We start from the raw sequence: 15,749 nt of genomic DNA, 5'->3' as shown, positions 1-15,749 counted from the left end.
CGGCTCCCCGCGCGCCCGGGCCGGATCACGCGGACGTCGCGTGGTGTTCACCGCGTTGTCGGTGGCGCGGGCGATGATCGGTGCATGGCCCACCAGCTCCTGACCCCGGCGCAGGAGATCCGGACGGATCGCCTGGTGCTGACGCCGCTCACCCCGGCGGACATCGACGACGTGCACGCGCTGTTCTCCGACGCGCGCACGTGGACGCACCTGCCGACGGCGCGGCACACGACCCGCTCGTCCACCATCGACATGGTGCAGCGGAAGATCGGTGGTCGCGCGCGGCACGGGCTCGGCTCGTGGGCCGTCCGGACGACCGACGGCACGTTCGTCGGCGTCGGTGGCGTCGACATGACCGCCGGCCACGTGTGGAACCTGGGCTACCGGCTCGCGCCTGAGTCCTGGGGCCACGGCCACGCGAAGGAGATCGCCCGAACCGCCGTCGACGCGGCGGCCCGGGTCGACGCCCACGTGCCGGTGACGGGCCGGGTCCTCACGAACAACCCGGCGTCCGCAGCGGTACTGCGGGCGGCTGGACTCGCGATGGTGTGGCAGGGCAGCTCGGCCGCGCCGCTGCCGGACGGGGTGGAGCGCCAGGTGTGGGCCGACCGGGCACTCACGGACGACCAGTTCGCCTGGCTCGTGCGCAACGCCTGACGCGTTCGTCGGGGTTCGGCACCTGTCGCCCGTCTCCTGCGCGTCGGGTCAGTCCGCGGTCGTCAGGGTCAGGCTCCTGTCTGCCCAGCCGCTGACCGCGTCGGAGTGGGTGGCGACCACGATCGCAGCGCCGGCCGCAGCCAGCGCCTCCAGGTGCGTGAGCACGACTTCGGCGTTCGTGTCGTCGAGCGCGCTCGTCGGCTCGTCGGCGAGCACGATGCGGGGCTGCTTCACGAGCAGTCGCGCGAGTGCGACGCGCTGTTGTTCCCCGCCGCTCAGCTCGTGAGCACGGTCCGGACCGCGGCGGTCCAGGCCGACGCTCCGGAGTGCGGCGGTGACCGACGGCGCCGTACCGACCCGGTGCCGTGGACCGGGGAGCGCCAGCTCGATGTTCGCCGTCACGGACAGGTCGGGAACCAGCCCGAAGTCCTGGAACAGGTACCCGAGCAGGTCCCGCCGGATGTGGCGTGCGCGCCTGGCGTTCCCACCGGCGGTGCGACCGTCGAGGATGATGCGGCCGGCGTCGAGCGTGTCGAGGTGGCCGATGCAGTCGAGCAGGGTCGACTTGCCTGAACCGCTCGGGCCGCGGAGGGCGAGGACCTCCCCGGGTTCGACGCGGAAGGACAACCCGTGCCACAACAGCCGACCGCCGCGGCGCTTCGACGCGTCCTGGACCTCGATCATCGCGCTCCTGCTCCTCGCTCCCGGACGACGGTCCGGGCCGTCGAGCCGACGACGACCACTCCGACGGCGGCCAGGGTGACGACGACCGCGGCAGCGAGCAGCGCCGCGGGGTCCGCCGCGCGGGCGACGGGGTCCAGCACGGAGTGCAACCCGGTCCCGTCCGGACGTCGGCCGACCCAGGTTTCGACGACGGCGACGACTCCGCAGGCCACGAGGATGAACTCGACCGCGAACAGCCCCAGGTCCGCGCGGAGTCCGGACACCCCGGCCGTGGCGAGCACGAAGCGCCGTCGGCCGGAACGCCGTCGGTGTGCCGCGGTGGCGAGGACCGAGAGCGACACCGCGACGGCGAGCCCGCTCACCACCGCTGCCGTCCCGACGCCGACGGCGAGGCGCGCGCGTCGTGCCTCCTCGGCCGCGGCCTGCCCGACGTCGACGACGGCACTGAACTCGCGTCCGATCCCAGCGCGGGTGATGCTGCGCTCGGCGTCGGCCCGGGTGCGGAAGACGACGTCGCCGCTCGACAGCCACGACCCGAGCTGGTCCGGTGTGAAGACACGGGCAGGGTCGGGCACGACGACCAGCGCGGCGTCGTCCAGCCACGTCGGGGTCGTCGCGTCGCCCGGGAAGGTGTAGAGCGGACCGTCGGCCAGCCGGACGGCTGACAGGTGCACGCCCGGCTCTGCGGCGTTCCGCAGGTCCCAGTCTCGAAGCGCCCGGACGAGCCCCGTCCCGTCGAGGTCCGTCCCGTCCGGGAGCCACACCGCCGGTCGGGTGCTGCCGGGCGAGACACGCGAGCCGTCGGTCGCGCGGACGTCCCGGAGCCGGAGGTACCCGTCGTCCACGAACAGCACCGGGACGGTCGAGCGCGCGGCACCGACCGGCACTTCGACCGGCGCGGCGAGGATCGCGCCGCCGTCCACGAGTGCGGACGCCGCGAAGTCCCCGATGCGGTCCCAGTACTCCTGCGTGTCGACCGGGCGTGGGTCCGGCGTGACCCAGAGCTGCACGCTCGCACCGGCGGCACGGAGGTCGCGGTCCATCGAACCCGACCGCGCCACCGCGGTCGCGCCGACGAGGTCGAACACCGCGGCGACGAGCAGGAGCACCGCCGGGAACCGCGCAACTTGGGCGAGTGCGACGAGCGGGGCGGTCGGGCGCGCACCGCGGACCCCCTCCGCCATCGGCACGCGGAGCGCGGCCAGGACGCCGACGCCGTGCGCCGCGATGACGGGGAGGAGGAGCACGGCGGCGATCGCCGCGACCGCCAGCACGAACGGGCCCACGTCCGCGAGGCGGTTGTACCACCAGAGCGCGGCGGCTCCCGTCGGGACAGCGACCCCGATCAGGGGGAGCAGTTCTCGCACGACGGAGCATTCGCCGAGCAGGACCGCGCCGCTGCTCCGGCCGAACGCCTGCTGCACCGCGTACCGCCGCGGGGCTCCCACGGTCCCGACCAGGCACAGGACGACCGCGCCGGTGACCACGAGTCCCACGAGCCCGAGCGTCCCGTCGAGTCGGTCGCTCATGCCGAGCCGCCGTGCGAGCGGGATCGCCTCCGACGACGCCTCGTAGCCGACGCTGCGCAGCGCGTCGACCGTCGCACTCCGGGCGAGGTCGCTCCCGTCGAGCTCGTAGGTCCCGGTGGGGTCGAATTCGACCAGCGCCGCCATCGGCTCGACGCGGGTGGACATGCCACGGGAGAAGTCCGGGTAGCCGGTCCGCAGCCACGTCGCGCCACGCGTCCCGGGTGCCCCGGTCGTGAGCGCCGTCCGACGATCGACGGGCGAGGCGCGGTCGGCGACGAAGCGGACGATGGTGACGTGTTCGGTCCGGGCGACGCGCTCGAGCGCCGCGGCGACGCGCTCGTTGGATCCCGTCGCGGCGCCGGCGGTGGCCGTCACCGTCCCGGTGCTACCGACCGCGCCGGACTCCGCGACCTGGAGCAGCCCGACGAAGCCGAGCACGACCGCGAGGACGGCGGGCACGGCGTATGCGAGCTGCAGCATCCGGTGCGACACGTGCGTTCCCCTCGGTCCCCGAGCAGGGCGGGCGCCGCCGGGGCGCCCGCCCTGCGTGTCAGCAGTTGTGGTAGTACGCCTGGTTGCCGCTGCCGGCCTTCGGGGTCGCTGCGTAGGCGTACCTGCCGCCCGGTACGTTCGTCACGCGCTTGGTCTTCTTCCCCACCGCCGTCGCGCCGTGACAGCTCCGTTCGCGGAAGTAGTTCGACCAGACGTCGCCGCCGCTCACGCCGTACTGCCAGAACGCTCCGTCGCCGCCGCGGGCTGTCCCGCCGACGCCCGTCGTCCTCGAGACCGTGGTCGTGTCCGCGGTGGACAGGACGACACCGCCGGCGTCAGGACCGGACCCGAGTTGCTCGAGCGGCGCGGCCGTCGCCGTCGCGGCGGTGCCGGCCACCAGGCCGACGGTCAGCGCGAGGCCGACCAGCATGTGCTTGTGTGTGCGGTTCATCGTTCCCCCTTCGTGGTGTGCCCGGAACGGGCACGACCACGATGGCAGCAACCGGAACTGATGTCCAGGCCTCTGGAACGTTGTATATCGGTTGTTCGATCACTGGGCGAACAGCGCGTCGCAGAACGGTGTCACGTCCGTCCGGAACGCCCACTGCACGGTGTTCCAGTCGTGCCCGCTCCCCGGCGCGCTCGACACCGACACCCGGGCCCCGGCTGCCGTCGCAGCAGCGCCGAGCTTCCGCGCGTTCGCCGTGAACTCCCCGTCCACCGACCCCGCGACGAGCCACACGCTGTGCCCGGCGAGCCCGTTCTGCCGCAGCAGGGCGATCGGCGCCGCGGCCTGCCACCGCGCGATCGAGCCGCCGAAGGCTTCGTCGGCGCTGTGCCGCGGGCTCTGGTCGATCGGCTGCAGCTCGCTCGAGACGGCGAGGGCAGCGCCGAAGTCACCCGGGTGACCGGACAGGAACTGCATCGTGCAGGTCGCCCCCTGCGAGAACCCGGTCAGCCCCCAGGCCTTGCGGTCGGTCGTCGCGGGGGTGTTCGCGAGGATCCACGCTGGGACGTCCTGCGTGACGTAGGTGTCGACGTTCCCGAGTCGGGAGTCGACGCACATCGTGTTGAGCCCCGGCGAGGAGAGCTGGTCGACCGACACGACGATGGGCGCTCGACCGCCGTGGGCCCGGGCGTACTCGTCGAGGGGCGTGGCGAGCTGTCCGGCGGTGAACAGGTCGCTCGGGGCGCCCGGCTGCCCGGAGAACGCGATCACGACCGGGAGTGGCTGCGGGTCCGGGACGAGCGCCGCCGGCGGCAGGTACATCGCCGCCGGCCGGGGGTGGAAGCCGGAGCGCGTGCCCGGGATGTCCGCGGAGACGATCTGCCCGGACGCGGGCATCGCCGGGGTGGCGGAGGCCGTCGGGCCGCCAGGGGTCGGGTGCGCGGTCGACCGGGCCCCCGCGTGGTAGGTCGGGTAGGGGTCGCTCTGCACGACGGTGCCGAGGGTCGGGTACTTCGCGAACTCGACGTTGATCCCGAGCGCGGGCACGACGAGCGCCGCGGGGACGAGCACGATCGCGAGGGCCCGCCGCCACCCGCCGCCGTGCACGATCCCGGTGACGGCCAGGGCGAGGGCGGCACCGGCGAAGGCGCTCCACATCTGTGTGACCGGGCTCAGTGCGACGCCGAACAGGTCGACGACCGAGGTCGTGAACCAGCACGCGACGAGCACCAGTCCGGCGCCGGCGAGGGCGATCCCTGCTCGCCAGGCCACCCGTCGCCAGGCCGCGCGGTCACGCCACCGCCGGACCGCCGGCAGCAGCACCACGAGGGCGAGGACGACGAAGGCCGTGTCGATCGGGACGAGCTTGTTCGGCGCCTGCAGCGGCGTCGCGAGCAGCCACTCGGTCGGGCTCACCGGCTGCCCGCGCCGACGGGTGCCGGCGCGACGGGCTCGGCGGTGGCGGTGTGCGCCTGCCGGAGGGCCCACAGGTGCTTCGGGCGGAGTCCGGGCACGTACGCGCTCGTCAGGGCCCGGGCCACCCGGGGTGCCTGGAACGCACTCGGCACGACCAGCCAGAGCGGCTCGTGCCGGGCGCCGAACTTCTCCTTGAACCGCTGCAGGGACCGGAACCCGTACACCGGCTCGAGCACCCGGGCGAGCAGCGCGGACCCGCGGGCGACCCAGGAGCCGGCGTCGGTGTGCGGCGCGAGCGGCGTGCCGGACAGGCTGATGGTGGTCAGACCGGCCTCGCGGGCACGCAGGGCCGTGCGGGCGATGAGGAACTCCATGACGCCGGGCATCCCGTCCTCGCCGCGGCGCATCACGTCGAGCGTGTAGCCGGTCAGGGTGCCGTGTTCGTGCACGGGCAGCCAGCTGGTCACGGCGGTGACGCGGTCGTCGGCGGTGACGGCGAGCAGGAGCCGCACGTCGGGGTCGTCGAGCTCGCGGAAGCCGCCGAGCGTGAAGCCCATCTCCGGCAGACGCCGGTCGGCCGCCCAGCGGGTGCAGATCGCCTCGACCTGGGCGCGCATCGCCGGGTCGAGCGCGGCCAGGGTCGTCCACTCGTCGCGCAGGCCCTCGCGGTCGGCGCGGTTCGACGCCGTCCGGAGGTCCTGCCGCTTCTTGCCGCGCAGGTCGAACGTCGTCACGTCGAGCACCGACTCGACGCCGACCGGGAAGGACGCCCAGCCCTCGGTGGCGAGGATCGTGCGGACGGACTCGTGGACGCTCGTGAACGCGGGCGTCCAGCCGTTCCGCTCGCAGGCTCGGGCGAAGGCGGTGACGACCTCGGCGCGGTCACGGGCGGCGCAGGCGGGGTCGGACACGGTCAGGGCGACGTCGCCGTGCACCCGGTAGGCCACCGCGCCCAGCCCGTCGGGGTGGGTCCAGGTGGCGTTGCCGGTCCACGTCCCCATGTGGCCGAGGGTACCGGCGTCCCCGTCGCGGAGCATCTCCCGGTAGCCCGTGTCGCCGAGGGTCGCCGCGGCGAAGCGGGCCCGGACGAGCCGGCCGCGCAGGAGTACGACGGCCAGCAGCACGGCGGCGGGCACGGCCCAGGCGCCGAGCAGCGTCACCTGCCACTCGACCTCGTCCATCGTCAGGCCCCGCCACTGCACGAAGCCCTCGCTCATCGGCTCGATGAGGAACACGTCGGCGAGCACGGCGGTCAGCACGACGAGCAGCCCGGCGGCCAGGACGACACCGGTCCGACGGCCGCGGTGGACGAGCCAGGCGGCGGCGAGGAGCAGGATGCCGACCAGGACGGTCGCCCGGTCGCTCATCGCGTCCGCGAACGGCGAGAGCACGCCGTCCGGCTGCGGCACGACGAGGGTCACGAGCGTGCCGGCACCGAGCGACGCGAGCGTCGCGACGACGACCGAACGGGGCTGGACGGCGGGACGGGCGGCGGTCCGCGGGCGCTCCGGGGCCGGCCGGGAGGCACGGCGCACCACGATCGCGCCGGCTGCGGTCCCGAACAGGGTCGCGAGGGCACGCGCGGTGTCGGACCCGTGCCCGGCGAACAGCACGAGGGTCAGGACGACCGTCCAGAGGACGGCCCGGATCCGGCGACGGCGGCCGACGGGCATCGTCGCGGAGGCGGCGCCGACGAGGGCCGTCGCGACCATCGAGGGGGCGAAGAGCGGCTGGCCCGCCGCGGTCTCGGCGTGCGCCTCGCCCATGGCGGCGCCGACCGTGACGGCGAGGAGGGTCGTCCCGGCGGCGGCCAGGGGAGCGAGCACGCCGATGGCCGCCGTGCGGAGCGATCCGAGGGTGCGTTCTGCGAGCAGGGTGGCGAGCACGACGACCACGAGGGCGGCCCAGGCGACGGGCGGGTGGTGCGGGAAGTCCGGCTCGGCGTGCGCGATGCGTGCGGTGACGACGAGGACGACGGAGGCCACGGCGACGGCGGTCGAGACCGGGTGCCGGCGGAGTGCTGCGACGAGGGTGTTGGGTGCCACGGTGTCATCACAGCCGAGGTGCCACCGTTCCGGCATCGGGCGGTGGCGTGAACCCGGGTGGCCGATCGGCCATCGCCGGTCACCCGCGCGGTGGTGCTCCGACCGCGACCTCCGGCGGGACGTGCTCGACGGGCAGGCGCAGGTGCAGCGCGAAGCCGTCCCCGGGTTGCGGGCCGGACTCGAGCCGACCGCCGAGCAGCGACGCGCGTTCACCCAGTCCGATGAGCCCGAGACCGGACCCCGGGAGCTCCAGTCGCTCGGCACGCGGCGGCCCGTTCACGACGTCGACGAGCACCTGCTCGTGGTGCAGCCGACCGCTGATCCGGACGCTCGCCCCCGGCGCGTGCTTCCGGACGTTCGTCAGGCCCTCCTGCACGAAGCGGTAGACGGCGCGCTGCAGCGGCTGCGACAGGGTGTCCGGCAGGTCGACCGCGACCGAGGTCTCCAGGCCGCTCGCCGCGATGAGCCGGTCGAGGTCGCCGAGCAGGGGCTGCGGCGCCATCTCGCGGTCGGTGCCGCCGGACGCGCGGAGCACCTGCACCATCTCGCGGAGCTCCTGCAGGGTCACGACGCAGAGCTGCCGGATCGTCCGCGCGAACTCGCGCTCCCGGTCGTCGCGTCCGGCCATCTGCATCCCGCCGGCCTGCACCGCGATGAGCGTGACCTGGTGCGAGACGACGTCGTGCATCTCGCGGGCCAGGAGCGCCCGCTCGCGGGACAGCGCGACCTCCGCGCCCCGACGGCGTTCCTCGGCGCGGGACGCCCGGAGTTCGGCGATGCGGTCGACGAGCACCGCCCGGGTGCGGACGAGCATGCCGATCGCGAGCGGTCCGAGGGCGAAGATGAGCGCGTAGACGGTGGACACGACGATCTCGTCGAGCTGCTGCGGGGGACCGACGACGAAGCCGCTGAACCCGACGAACTGCACGACCGCGGCGAGGAGCATCAGCCACCGTCGACTCGTGCGCTCGCCGAGGGTGAAGAGTGCGATGCTCGCCGCGACGACCCCGGAGCCGATGAAGAGCCCGGGCATCGTGAGCGCGAAGGTCAGCACGGGGAAGCGTCGGCGGAGCACCAGTGCCCCGGCGGCGACCAGGGACAGCGTGATCTCCGTCGTGGTGGCTCCCGACAGGTCGAGCACCGCGTCGACGACCGCAGCCGCCAGGAACACGGCGTCGACCACCCACCACGGCGCCTTCCGGGTGCGCGCCCGGCGCAGGCCGGCGTCGACGAGTCCCTCGAGCCTCCCGTCCAGACGCGTCAGCGCGGCCCGGACCCGCCCGGCGGACTCAGCCATCCAGCAGTCCGGCCTCGGCCGCGCGGAGCGCGAGCTGGACGCGCGTGGTGACGCCGAAGGCGGCGAGCAGGGCGCGCACGTCCTCCTTCACGGTGCCGGTGCTGACGCCGATGCGCTGGCCGATCTCGGGGTTGCTCGCGCCCTCGGCGACGAGTCGCACGACGGCGTGCTCTCGGTCGGACAGCTCCGGCGGGACGGTGCTCCGGCGGAGCGCGAACAGGCGGGTGCGGTCGACGCCGGGGGCGAGCACGATGCCCCCGCGGGCCAGCGCCCGGACGTACTCGGCGAGGGACTCGGGGTCGGTGTCCTTGAGGAGGAAGCCGGCCGCACCGGCGTCCATCGCCTCGGCGACGACCTGCGTGTCGGTGTCGAACGTCGTGAGCATCGCGACGGCGGGCGGTTCGGGCAGCTCGCGCAGCTGGGCGAGCACCTGCAGTCCGTTGACCCGGGGCATCCGCACGTCGAGCAGCACGACGTCGGGTCGGTGCCGCCGCACGGTCTCCACCGCGTCCAGGTCCCCGCTCGTGGCGAGCACCTCGATGTCCGCCGCGGCGCCGAGGATGAGCTCGAAGCCGTAGCGGACGAGCGTCTCGTCGTCGACGATCACCACCGTGGTCACGGGCGTCATCTTGTCACGACGTTGGCGAACACCGATCGAATCGCTACTGTGAGGCCCACTGGTCATGTCCGCGCATGACCACCTGCACGACCAGTACGCCGAGCGACGGAGCAGAGGGACCCGCATGACGAGCCGCATCACCGAGGGTGCCGAACCGAAGCACCAGCAGCTGCGGCGGATCCTGCTCGACCTCGCGACCACCCGGCTCGCCCCCGGTGCGGCCATCCCCTCGGAGCGGCAGCTCATCGCCGAGTACGGGGTCTCGCGGATCACGGTGCGCGAGGCGCTCGGGCAGCTCGTCAACGAGGGCTACCTGGAGCGTGTGCGCGGCAAGGGGACCTTCGTCGCCCACCGGCCCGTGCAGTCGACGCTGCACCTGGCGTCCTTCACCGAGGAGATGCGGGCGCTCGGCCACGTCCCGACCACCGTCGTGCTCGTCCGCGAGGAGACCGTGCCGCCCGCCGACACCGTGGCCGCGCTGCGCCTGGGGGACGGTGCGACCGCGTACCACCTCAAGCGCCTGCGGATGGCCGACGGGGCACCGGTGTCGATCGACGACGCGTGGCTCTCGGCGGACGCGTTCCCCGGGCTGCTCGAGCACGACCTGTCCGGGTCCGTGTACTCGCTCGCGGCGACCGAGTACGACACCCCGATCGACCGCGCACAGCAGACCGTCGCGGCGAAGTCCGCCGCCGACGACGTCGCGACCCTGCTCGGGACGAGGACGGGTGCGCCCGTGCTCGAGTTCGACCGGGTGTCGTACTCCGGCGACCGGCCCGTGGAGCACAGTCGCTCCTGGTACCGCTCGGACCGCTACCGCGTGCAGATGGAGGTCACGGCGACCAGCCCGGCCGCCTGACCTCCACCGCCGGTCCCGCGCTGCGCGCGGTGTCAGACCGTGAAGAGCGTGGCGCCGTCGGTGAGCACCGAGCCCACGGTGGACTGCTCGACCGAGTCCGGCGCGCTGCCGAGCACCACCACCGGGCAGACGGGGGAGTAGCCGGCGGCGGAGATCACCGACGGGGTGAACCGCACGACGGGGTCGCCCGCGCGGACGGTGTCGCCCTCGGCCGCGAGCAGCTCGAAGCCCTCGCCCCCGAGCTTCACGGTGTCGATGCCGACGTGCACGAGGACGTCGGTCCCCGCCGCGCCCTGCAGGGCGAACGCGTGCGGGTGCAGCTTGACGATCGAGCCGTCGACCGGGGCCACAGCGGTGACGGGGCCCTCGACGCCGGTGGGGTCGACCGCGACCCCGGCGCCGACGAGCTGTCCGGCGAACACCGGATCCGGCACGTCCGCCAGGGCGACGACCGGACCCGCGAAGGGCGTCCGGACGGTGGTCACCGCTGACCCCGCTGGCGCCGCGTGCCCGTCGTCGGGACTCCGACTCGGACTCCGGCTGCGGCGAGCACGGCGATGGCTCCTGCCACGGCACCCTCCTCCTCACGAGGACATCGACCTGGGCGGAGTTGCCCGGTCGACTCGACTGTAGGCCCTGACCGGACGCTGGCCGTCGAGCGAGTCGACGCCACGGGCAGTTCGCTCGACTCCGGGCGCCCGGACCGGTCCGACGGCGACCGACCGACTGTTGCGCTGTCCGAGTGACGGAACGGGGTCCGTCGTGAGGATGAAGTCCGTGTGGGGGGCTGGACCACGCTCGTCACGGGCCGCTTGACTCTCGGAGCCCGGGGGAGCCTTCCCGACGCGGAAGAGAGGGGAATGCCGATGACGGCACGCGAGATGTTGCTCCAGCAGATCATCGATCAGGACGAGCTGAACGAGGTCCGGGGAGGGGCGTGGATCGACAAGCTCCGCGCTTGGTACTACAAGTACGGGCCCAAGTGCGGCTCGGTCGGCCTCATCGGGATCGGTTCGCCGTCCTGGGTCGGCAAGATGGCTGCGTACGCGATCCTGCACAGCAAGCCGGCGCCGCCGAGCAGCGGCAGCTGCGGTACCTGCATCTGTCACTGAGTTCTGACCGGGCGCCATCGATCGCATCGCCGCGGTCGGTGGTGCCCGCATGGAGAAGCATGCAAACAACTGATGTCTTCCGCTCCCCGGGGGATCTGCCGGTCGGCCTCGGTGCCGTCCGGGCGCAGACCCTCGCGTCGAGCACCTTCTGGCCGATCGACTCAACAGACGTTCCAGTCGACGACGGCTCACTCGTCTTCGTGGTCGTGAGCGCCGGCGACCCGACTCGTGTCCTGCGCTGTGTCGAGAGTCTGACCGCGGACGCTCGTGTGTTGGTCGTCGACAGCGGACCGGGGCAGCTCGACCTCCTTCGGTCGGTGGGCGGCCGGAACGTGGAGGTCGTCCGGCGTCAGTGGACGGGTGACTTCGCGGCAGCACGCAACTTCGCGGTGGACCAGCTGGAGAACGGCTGGGTGGCGTTCGTCGACGACGACGAGTTCCTGCTCCCCGGTCACGCTCAACGGGTCGTCGATGCAGCTCGGGCCCTGGAGAGGCGCCCGTTACGCGATCGCATCATCGGTGGTGTCACCGTCCTCGATCAGACTGCCGGAGTCACGCCGTTCCTGCCGCGTCTGTTCCGGGTGCGCGGAGCCGTGCGGTGGAGCGGGCGGCTCCACGAGGTGCCTGTCCTCCGTGCCGACGGTCAGGTCGAACGTGTTGCGCTCGACGTCACCGTGGCGCACGACGGGTACGAGACGGAGGTGGCCGAGCGACGCCGTCGGAACACGACGATCATCGAGGGCTGGAGAGCCGAGGATGGGCCCGAGGGCCGGCGACTTCTCGCGCACGCGCAGGAACTGGCCGCGGAATCCGAGAGTCCGGAGCGCCGACAGGTGCTCCAGGATGCGATCGCGTCCGGAAGTCTGTCCCTCGAGGAGGAGCTGGGTGCGCGACTCTCCCTGCTCGTCGGGCTGCTCCTGGACGGCGGTCCTCGTGCCGTCCTGGAGGCGCATGAACACGAATCCGCCGCTCGCCGTTTCGGAGAGCCGGGCGCGCTCGAGCTCGCGCTCCTCCGCGCTCGGGCGCTGCTGCTGTTCGCCGAGGTCGAGTGCGCGCGCACCCGTGCGCTCCTCGCGCGCCACCTGCAGAGTGGGTCGGCCGGTGACCCGGCGAGTGATCTCGCGGCCCGCGCAGTCGACGTACTCATCGAGCTCACGGATCGCCTCGGGGAGGACAGCGCGCCCTTCCGTGACCTGTACGGTCAGCCCGGAGGAGCGCTGTGAGGTCGTCAGGCATCCCGGACCACGGTTCCCGTAAGCGTGCACCGCACGTCCCGCAACGTCTCGACTCGGACTGCGGCGTCGCCGCGCTGAGCTCCGTCATGGGGTGCTACGGGGTGCGCCGGAGCGTCGGGCGCATGTGGCAGCTGTACGGACGCTCGCAGACGGCGATGTCCCTGCTGGAGCTGCAGCGGGTCGCGGACCGGAACGGGTTCGACGCGACGTGCTACCGGTTCGACGATCTCCGACAGGTGAGCGATCGGTACCTCCCGGCGGTCCTGCACCTCGACCGTGACGGCGGGCACTTCGTGGCAATCGACCGTCAGCGAGGCGACCGTGTCCGGGTGACCGACCCAGCGGGCGACCAAGGATGGGTCCGGAAGGCGGCCCTCGACACCTCGGGCTACCTGATGACCGTGGTGCCGAGCGAGAGGCCGGCGAGTGCGCGCGAGGACCGCAGCGGGGGAGAGGTGGTGCGTGGACTGCTCTGGAGCGCTCGCGGCCGTCTGTCGGGTGTTGCTCTCCTCTCGCTCGCCGCGACAGCGTCCGGCCTCGCAGTGTCCCAGTTCGTCCGGGTCCTCGTCGATCTCGCCGCCGCCGGCGCACTCTCGTCTGCCGCACTGGTCGCGATCGGGATGATCACGCTGCTCGTCGCAGCCGCGGGAGCCACCTTCGGTTGGCTCTCGACCCGGAAGGCCTTCACGAGCTCGGTGTCCATGGAACGCGAACTCGCGCTCGGCTACGGGACGACGGTGCTCTCCCTGGGGGGTACTGCCTTCCGGGCGTACGCCCCCGGAGACCTGATGGCCAGGTTCACGGACCTGTCCGAGATGCGGTCGTTCGTCCACGACTCGGTGCTCTCCGGGATCCTGAGCGCTGCCACTCTGCTCGGTGCGGTGACGGTGCTGGGGTTGCAGAGCCCGGTCGCAGCACTCGCGTGTCTGGTCGGTGTGTCGGCGATCGCATCAGCGAGGTGGATCAAGGGGAAGCGAATCGAGTCACTGCAACGGCGTGCCGCGGGCGCGGAGAGTGCCTTGACCCAAGCCATGGTCGAAGTCGTCGAGGGTTCCGTGACGAACCGTGGGGCAGCCTGGGTCGCCTACCAGCGACCGAGACTGCGTGCGGCCTTCGACGGACTCATCGATCAGACCAGACGGGTCTTCCTCGTCTCCGCAGCGCTCGAGTTCTCCACGGCCTTCGCCGGGAGCGTGGTCCTGATCGTCGTGATGACCCTGATGGCCTTCCAGGTCCAGGCAGGAACGCTCTCGCTGGGTTCGCTCGCTTCGCTCGCGGTCCTGCTCCCGATGATGTCGGGAGCTGCGTTCGCGCTCGCTGGTCTGCAGCAGGACGTCCAGCGGGCGACCGTCAGCGCGGAACGGATCGAGGAGATCTCCTTCGCGCGGGCTGCGCTCCCGGTCTCCGGCGGCGCGCATGCGGGCGACGGGGCACCGTTGCTCCGTGTCGAGGCGCTGCGTGTCGTCGCGGCCGGGAGCGTCCTCGCGGACCTCCCGCGGCTGAGCATCCAGAGCGGTGAGGTCGTCGGGCTGCGAGGTCCCAACGGAGCGGGGAAGTCGACGATCTGCCGGGTGTTGGCGGGTCTCGAGGACGACTGGACCGGCTCAATCGCGCTCGACGGGGAACCGCTCCGCGACGCCGGCGGCGAGCCCGTGCGGTACGTCCCCGATGCCGTGGCCGTGATGGCCGACACACTCTTGAACAACGTCACGTTCGGTCGGGACATCGAGGACGTCGATCGGATCTGTACGGCGGTCGGTCTCGACGACCTGGCCAGCCGGCTCCCGCTGGGCTACGCGACACCCATCGGACCGCCGCACGTCCGTCTCTCCGGAGGCGAATCGCAGCGGGTCGGCATCGCCCGGGCGCTCGTCGATCGGCCCCGTCTGCTGATCCTGGACGAGGCGACCCGGATGCTCGACGTCGCGACCCAACGCGTGATCGTGGACCGGATCATGGGGCTGGGACTCTGCTCTGCCGTGCTGCTCGTGTCGCACAGCGAGGCGCTCGACAGCCTGGCCACGCGCGTGGTCGAAGTCGGGGTGCCGAATGTCTGACGGGTGCTGGGACGTCCCGAGTGCGCGCGCGGCCATGGGCGCCACGGCCTCGGCCCGAGAACGCGCGTTCCTCCTCCGTCGGATCGCCGTGCTGACGAAGGTGGCGCGCGGGAACATCCTGATGTCCTCCGCGAACCGGCGTCCGGATGCCACGGAGTCCTCGTCGACGGTCACGTACTGCATCCTGGCGTCCGTCCCGGGAACCGACCTCTGTCCGACGCTGTCCTCACTCCCACCCGGAGCAGACGTCCTGGTCGTCGGAGTGGACGACGTGTCGGAGATGCGGCCCGCGGACCGACCGGACCTGCGGGTCACCGCGATCCCGTGCCGATGGAGGAACGACTTCGCGGCGGCGCGGAACGCGGGACTGGATGCGGCCGGCGAGGGTTGGGTCGTGTTCGTCGACACCGATGAAGTGTTCGTGCCGCAGGCATCCGAGTCGCTGGAAGAAGTGCTGCGACACTTCTCGCAGCACCCAGCGAGCGGCCGGCTGGGCGTCTCGCTCCGCGTCTGGGACGGCAATCGCGGGACGGTCTCGCGGGTGGGTCGGGTGATACGAGCGGACGGTCTGGTCCGGTACCGGGGCGCCCTGCACGAGGAGCTCTTCGTCCGCGGCGGAGTCGTCCTCCAGGTCGACCTCGACTGTGACCTCGTGCACGACGGGTACGACGGCGCTGCTGGAGCCGACAAGGCCCGCAGGAACCAAGAGGTTCTGGACGCCGTCGTGGCACGTGGTGAGGCGACCGCGAAGGACCACTACTACCGGAGCCGGGACGCCCGGCCGCTCCGGACCGACGAGGCCACCGAGGCTGACCTTCGTGCGGCGATCGTCCTTGGGCCGCAGACGATCGCCTTCCAAGGGGAACCCCACGTCGCTGCGATCCGGGACCTGATCGGGAGCCAGTTGCAGCGCGGTGCGGTCTCGCAAGCCAGATCGACGCTCGAGACCTCCGAGCAGCAGCTCGACGTCGCGGACCGTGACTCGCTGGCACTCTCCATCGAGCGCGAGGCGCTCCGACAGCAGGCGCGGCAGATCCGGTCTCGCGTCGCCGCGCAGTTGCTGGGTGGGTCCGAGGCCGACCCGGGGCTGCTCGATGACCTCGGTCTGCTCTCGCTGCTCGTCGGCGACGACAGCACCGCGTGGGCGGTGCTGGAGGGCCGACTCGGGGGAACCGTCCCGGACCGGTTCCGAGAAGCTGCCATCGGGATCCGGGACGCGCTCGAGCGTCTCGGAGCGTGAGCGGAGCGCGCCCGCCCGTCTGAACAGGCTCGCATGAGATCGGTTTTGACAATCGTTAT

Annotated in this window: 14 protein-coding genes; 6 read left to right on the top strand and 8 right to left on the bottom strand. The window is 72.6% G+C overall.

Annotation, left to right across the window (positions count from 1 at the left end):
• Positions 1-84 precede the first annotated feature (84 nt).
• Positions 85-657: a GNAT family N-acetyltransferase gene (locus HUN58_RS09975; protein ID WP_180225767.1), complete on the top strand. Its 573-nt coding sequence runs from the start codon at positions 85-87 to the stop codon at positions 655-657.
• A 48-nt stretch (positions 658-705) separates the two neighbouring features.
• On the opposite strand, the gene HUN58_RS09970 is transcribed toward HUN58_RS09975, so the two are convergent.
• From HUN58_RS09970 to HUN58_RS09940, 7 genes are all read right to left on the bottom strand, one after another.
• Positions 706-1,341 carry an ABC transporter ATP-binding protein gene (locus HUN58_RS09970; RefSeq protein ID WP_141859998.1) on the bottom strand — a complete coding sequence of 212 codons (636 nt, stop codon included), beginning with the start codon at positions 1,339-1,341 and terminating at the stop codon, positions 706-708.
• Positions 1,338-3,350, bottom strand: coding sequence for a hypothetical protein (locus HUN58_RS09965; protein ID WP_208745490.1), 2,013 nt, complete (start codon positions 3,348-3,350; stop codon positions 1,338-1,340). Before HUN58_RS09965 ends, HUN58_RS09970 begins: the two co-directional genes overlap by 4 nt.
• Positions 3,351-3,420: 70 nt before the next feature.
• Complete coding sequence (locus HUN58_RS09960; protein ID WP_141860003.1) at positions 3,421-3,813, bottom strand: lactococcin 972 family bacteriocin; 393 nt, start codon at positions 3,811-3,813, stop codon at positions 3,421-3,423.
• Positions 3,814-3,912: 99 nt separating this feature from the next.
• On the bottom strand, positions 3,913-5,226 hold the full coding sequence (locus HUN58_RS09955; RefSeq protein WP_147281444.1) for an esterase family protein: 1,314 nt from the start codon (positions 5,224-5,226) through the stop codon (positions 3,913-3,915).
• Complete coding sequence (locus HUN58_RS09950) at positions 5,223-7,271, bottom strand: bifunctional lysylphosphatidylglycerol flippase/synthetase MprF (RefSeq protein WP_180225765.1); 2,049 nt, start codon at positions 7,269-7,271, stop codon at positions 5,223-5,225. Before HUN58_RS09950 ends, HUN58_RS09955 begins: the two co-directional genes overlap by 4 nt.
• A 79-nt stretch (positions 7,272-7,350) precedes the next feature.
• Positions 7,351-8,568, bottom strand: coding sequence for a sensor histidine kinase (locus HUN58_RS09945; RefSeq protein ID WP_180225764.1), 1,218 nt, complete (start codon positions 8,566-8,568; stop codon positions 7,351-7,353).
• Entirely contained in the window at positions 8,561-9,187 is a 627-nt protein-coding gene (locus HUN58_RS09940; protein ID WP_217488598.1) for a response regulator transcription factor, read from the bottom strand. The genes HUN58_RS09945 and HUN58_RS09940 overlap by 8 nt, the downstream gene beginning before the upstream one ends.
• 124 nt (positions 9,188-9,311) lie before the next feature.
• Between HUN58_RS09940 and HUN58_RS09935 the strand changes: the two genes are divergently transcribed.
• Positions 9,312-10,046, top strand: a complete 735-nt coding sequence (locus HUN58_RS09935) for a GntR family transcriptional regulator (RefSeq protein ID WP_180225762.1) — start codon at positions 9,312-9,314, stop codon at positions 10,044-10,046.
• Between the two features lie 32 nt (positions 10,047-10,078).
• Here HUN58_RS09935 and HUN58_RS09930 read toward each other — a convergent pair whose 3' ends face one another.
• Positions 10,079-10,531, bottom strand: a complete 453-nt coding sequence (locus HUN58_RS09930) for a PTS glucose transporter subunit IIA (RefSeq protein WP_180225761.1) — start codon at positions 10,529-10,531, stop codon at positions 10,079-10,081.
• A 381-nt stretch (positions 10,532-10,912) separates the two neighbouring features.
• On the opposite strand from HUN58_RS09930, the gene HUN58_RS09925 reads away from it, so the two are divergent.
• The 4 genes from HUN58_RS09925 to HUN58_RS09910 are packed head-to-tail and all read left to right on the top strand — an operon-like array spanning position 10,913 to position 15,690.
• A complete protein-coding gene (locus tag HUN58_RS09925; protein ID WP_167509975.1) occupies positions 10,913-11,158 on the top strand; it encodes a hypothetical protein in 246 nt (81 codons plus the stop codon).
• A gap of 59 nt (positions 11,159-11,217) precedes the next feature.
• Entirely contained in the window at positions 11,218-12,381 is a 1,164-nt protein-coding gene (locus HUN58_RS09920; protein ID WP_208745489.1) for a glycosyltransferase, read from the top strand.
• Positions 12,378-14,450 carry an ATP-binding cassette domain-containing protein gene (locus HUN58_RS09915; protein ID WP_114850377.1) on the top strand — a complete coding sequence of 691 codons (2,073 nt, stop codon included), beginning with the start codon at positions 12,378-12,380 and terminating at the stop codon, positions 14,448-14,450. Before HUN58_RS09920 ends, HUN58_RS09915 begins: the two co-directional genes overlap by 4 nt.
• Positions 14,443-15,690 carry a glycosyltransferase gene (locus HUN58_RS09910; protein ID WP_180225759.1) on the top strand — a complete coding sequence of 416 codons (1,248 nt, stop codon included), beginning with the start codon at positions 14,443-14,445 and terminating at the stop codon, positions 15,688-15,690. The genes HUN58_RS09915 and HUN58_RS09910 overlap by 8 nt, the downstream gene beginning before the upstream one ends.
• Positions 15,691-15,749: the final 59 nt, after the last annotated feature.

Source organism: Curtobacterium sp. Csp1 (assembly GCF_013347185.1).
Note: the sequence above shows the minus strand (reverse complement) of the source record. Positions and strands in the feature narration are given on the sequence as shown.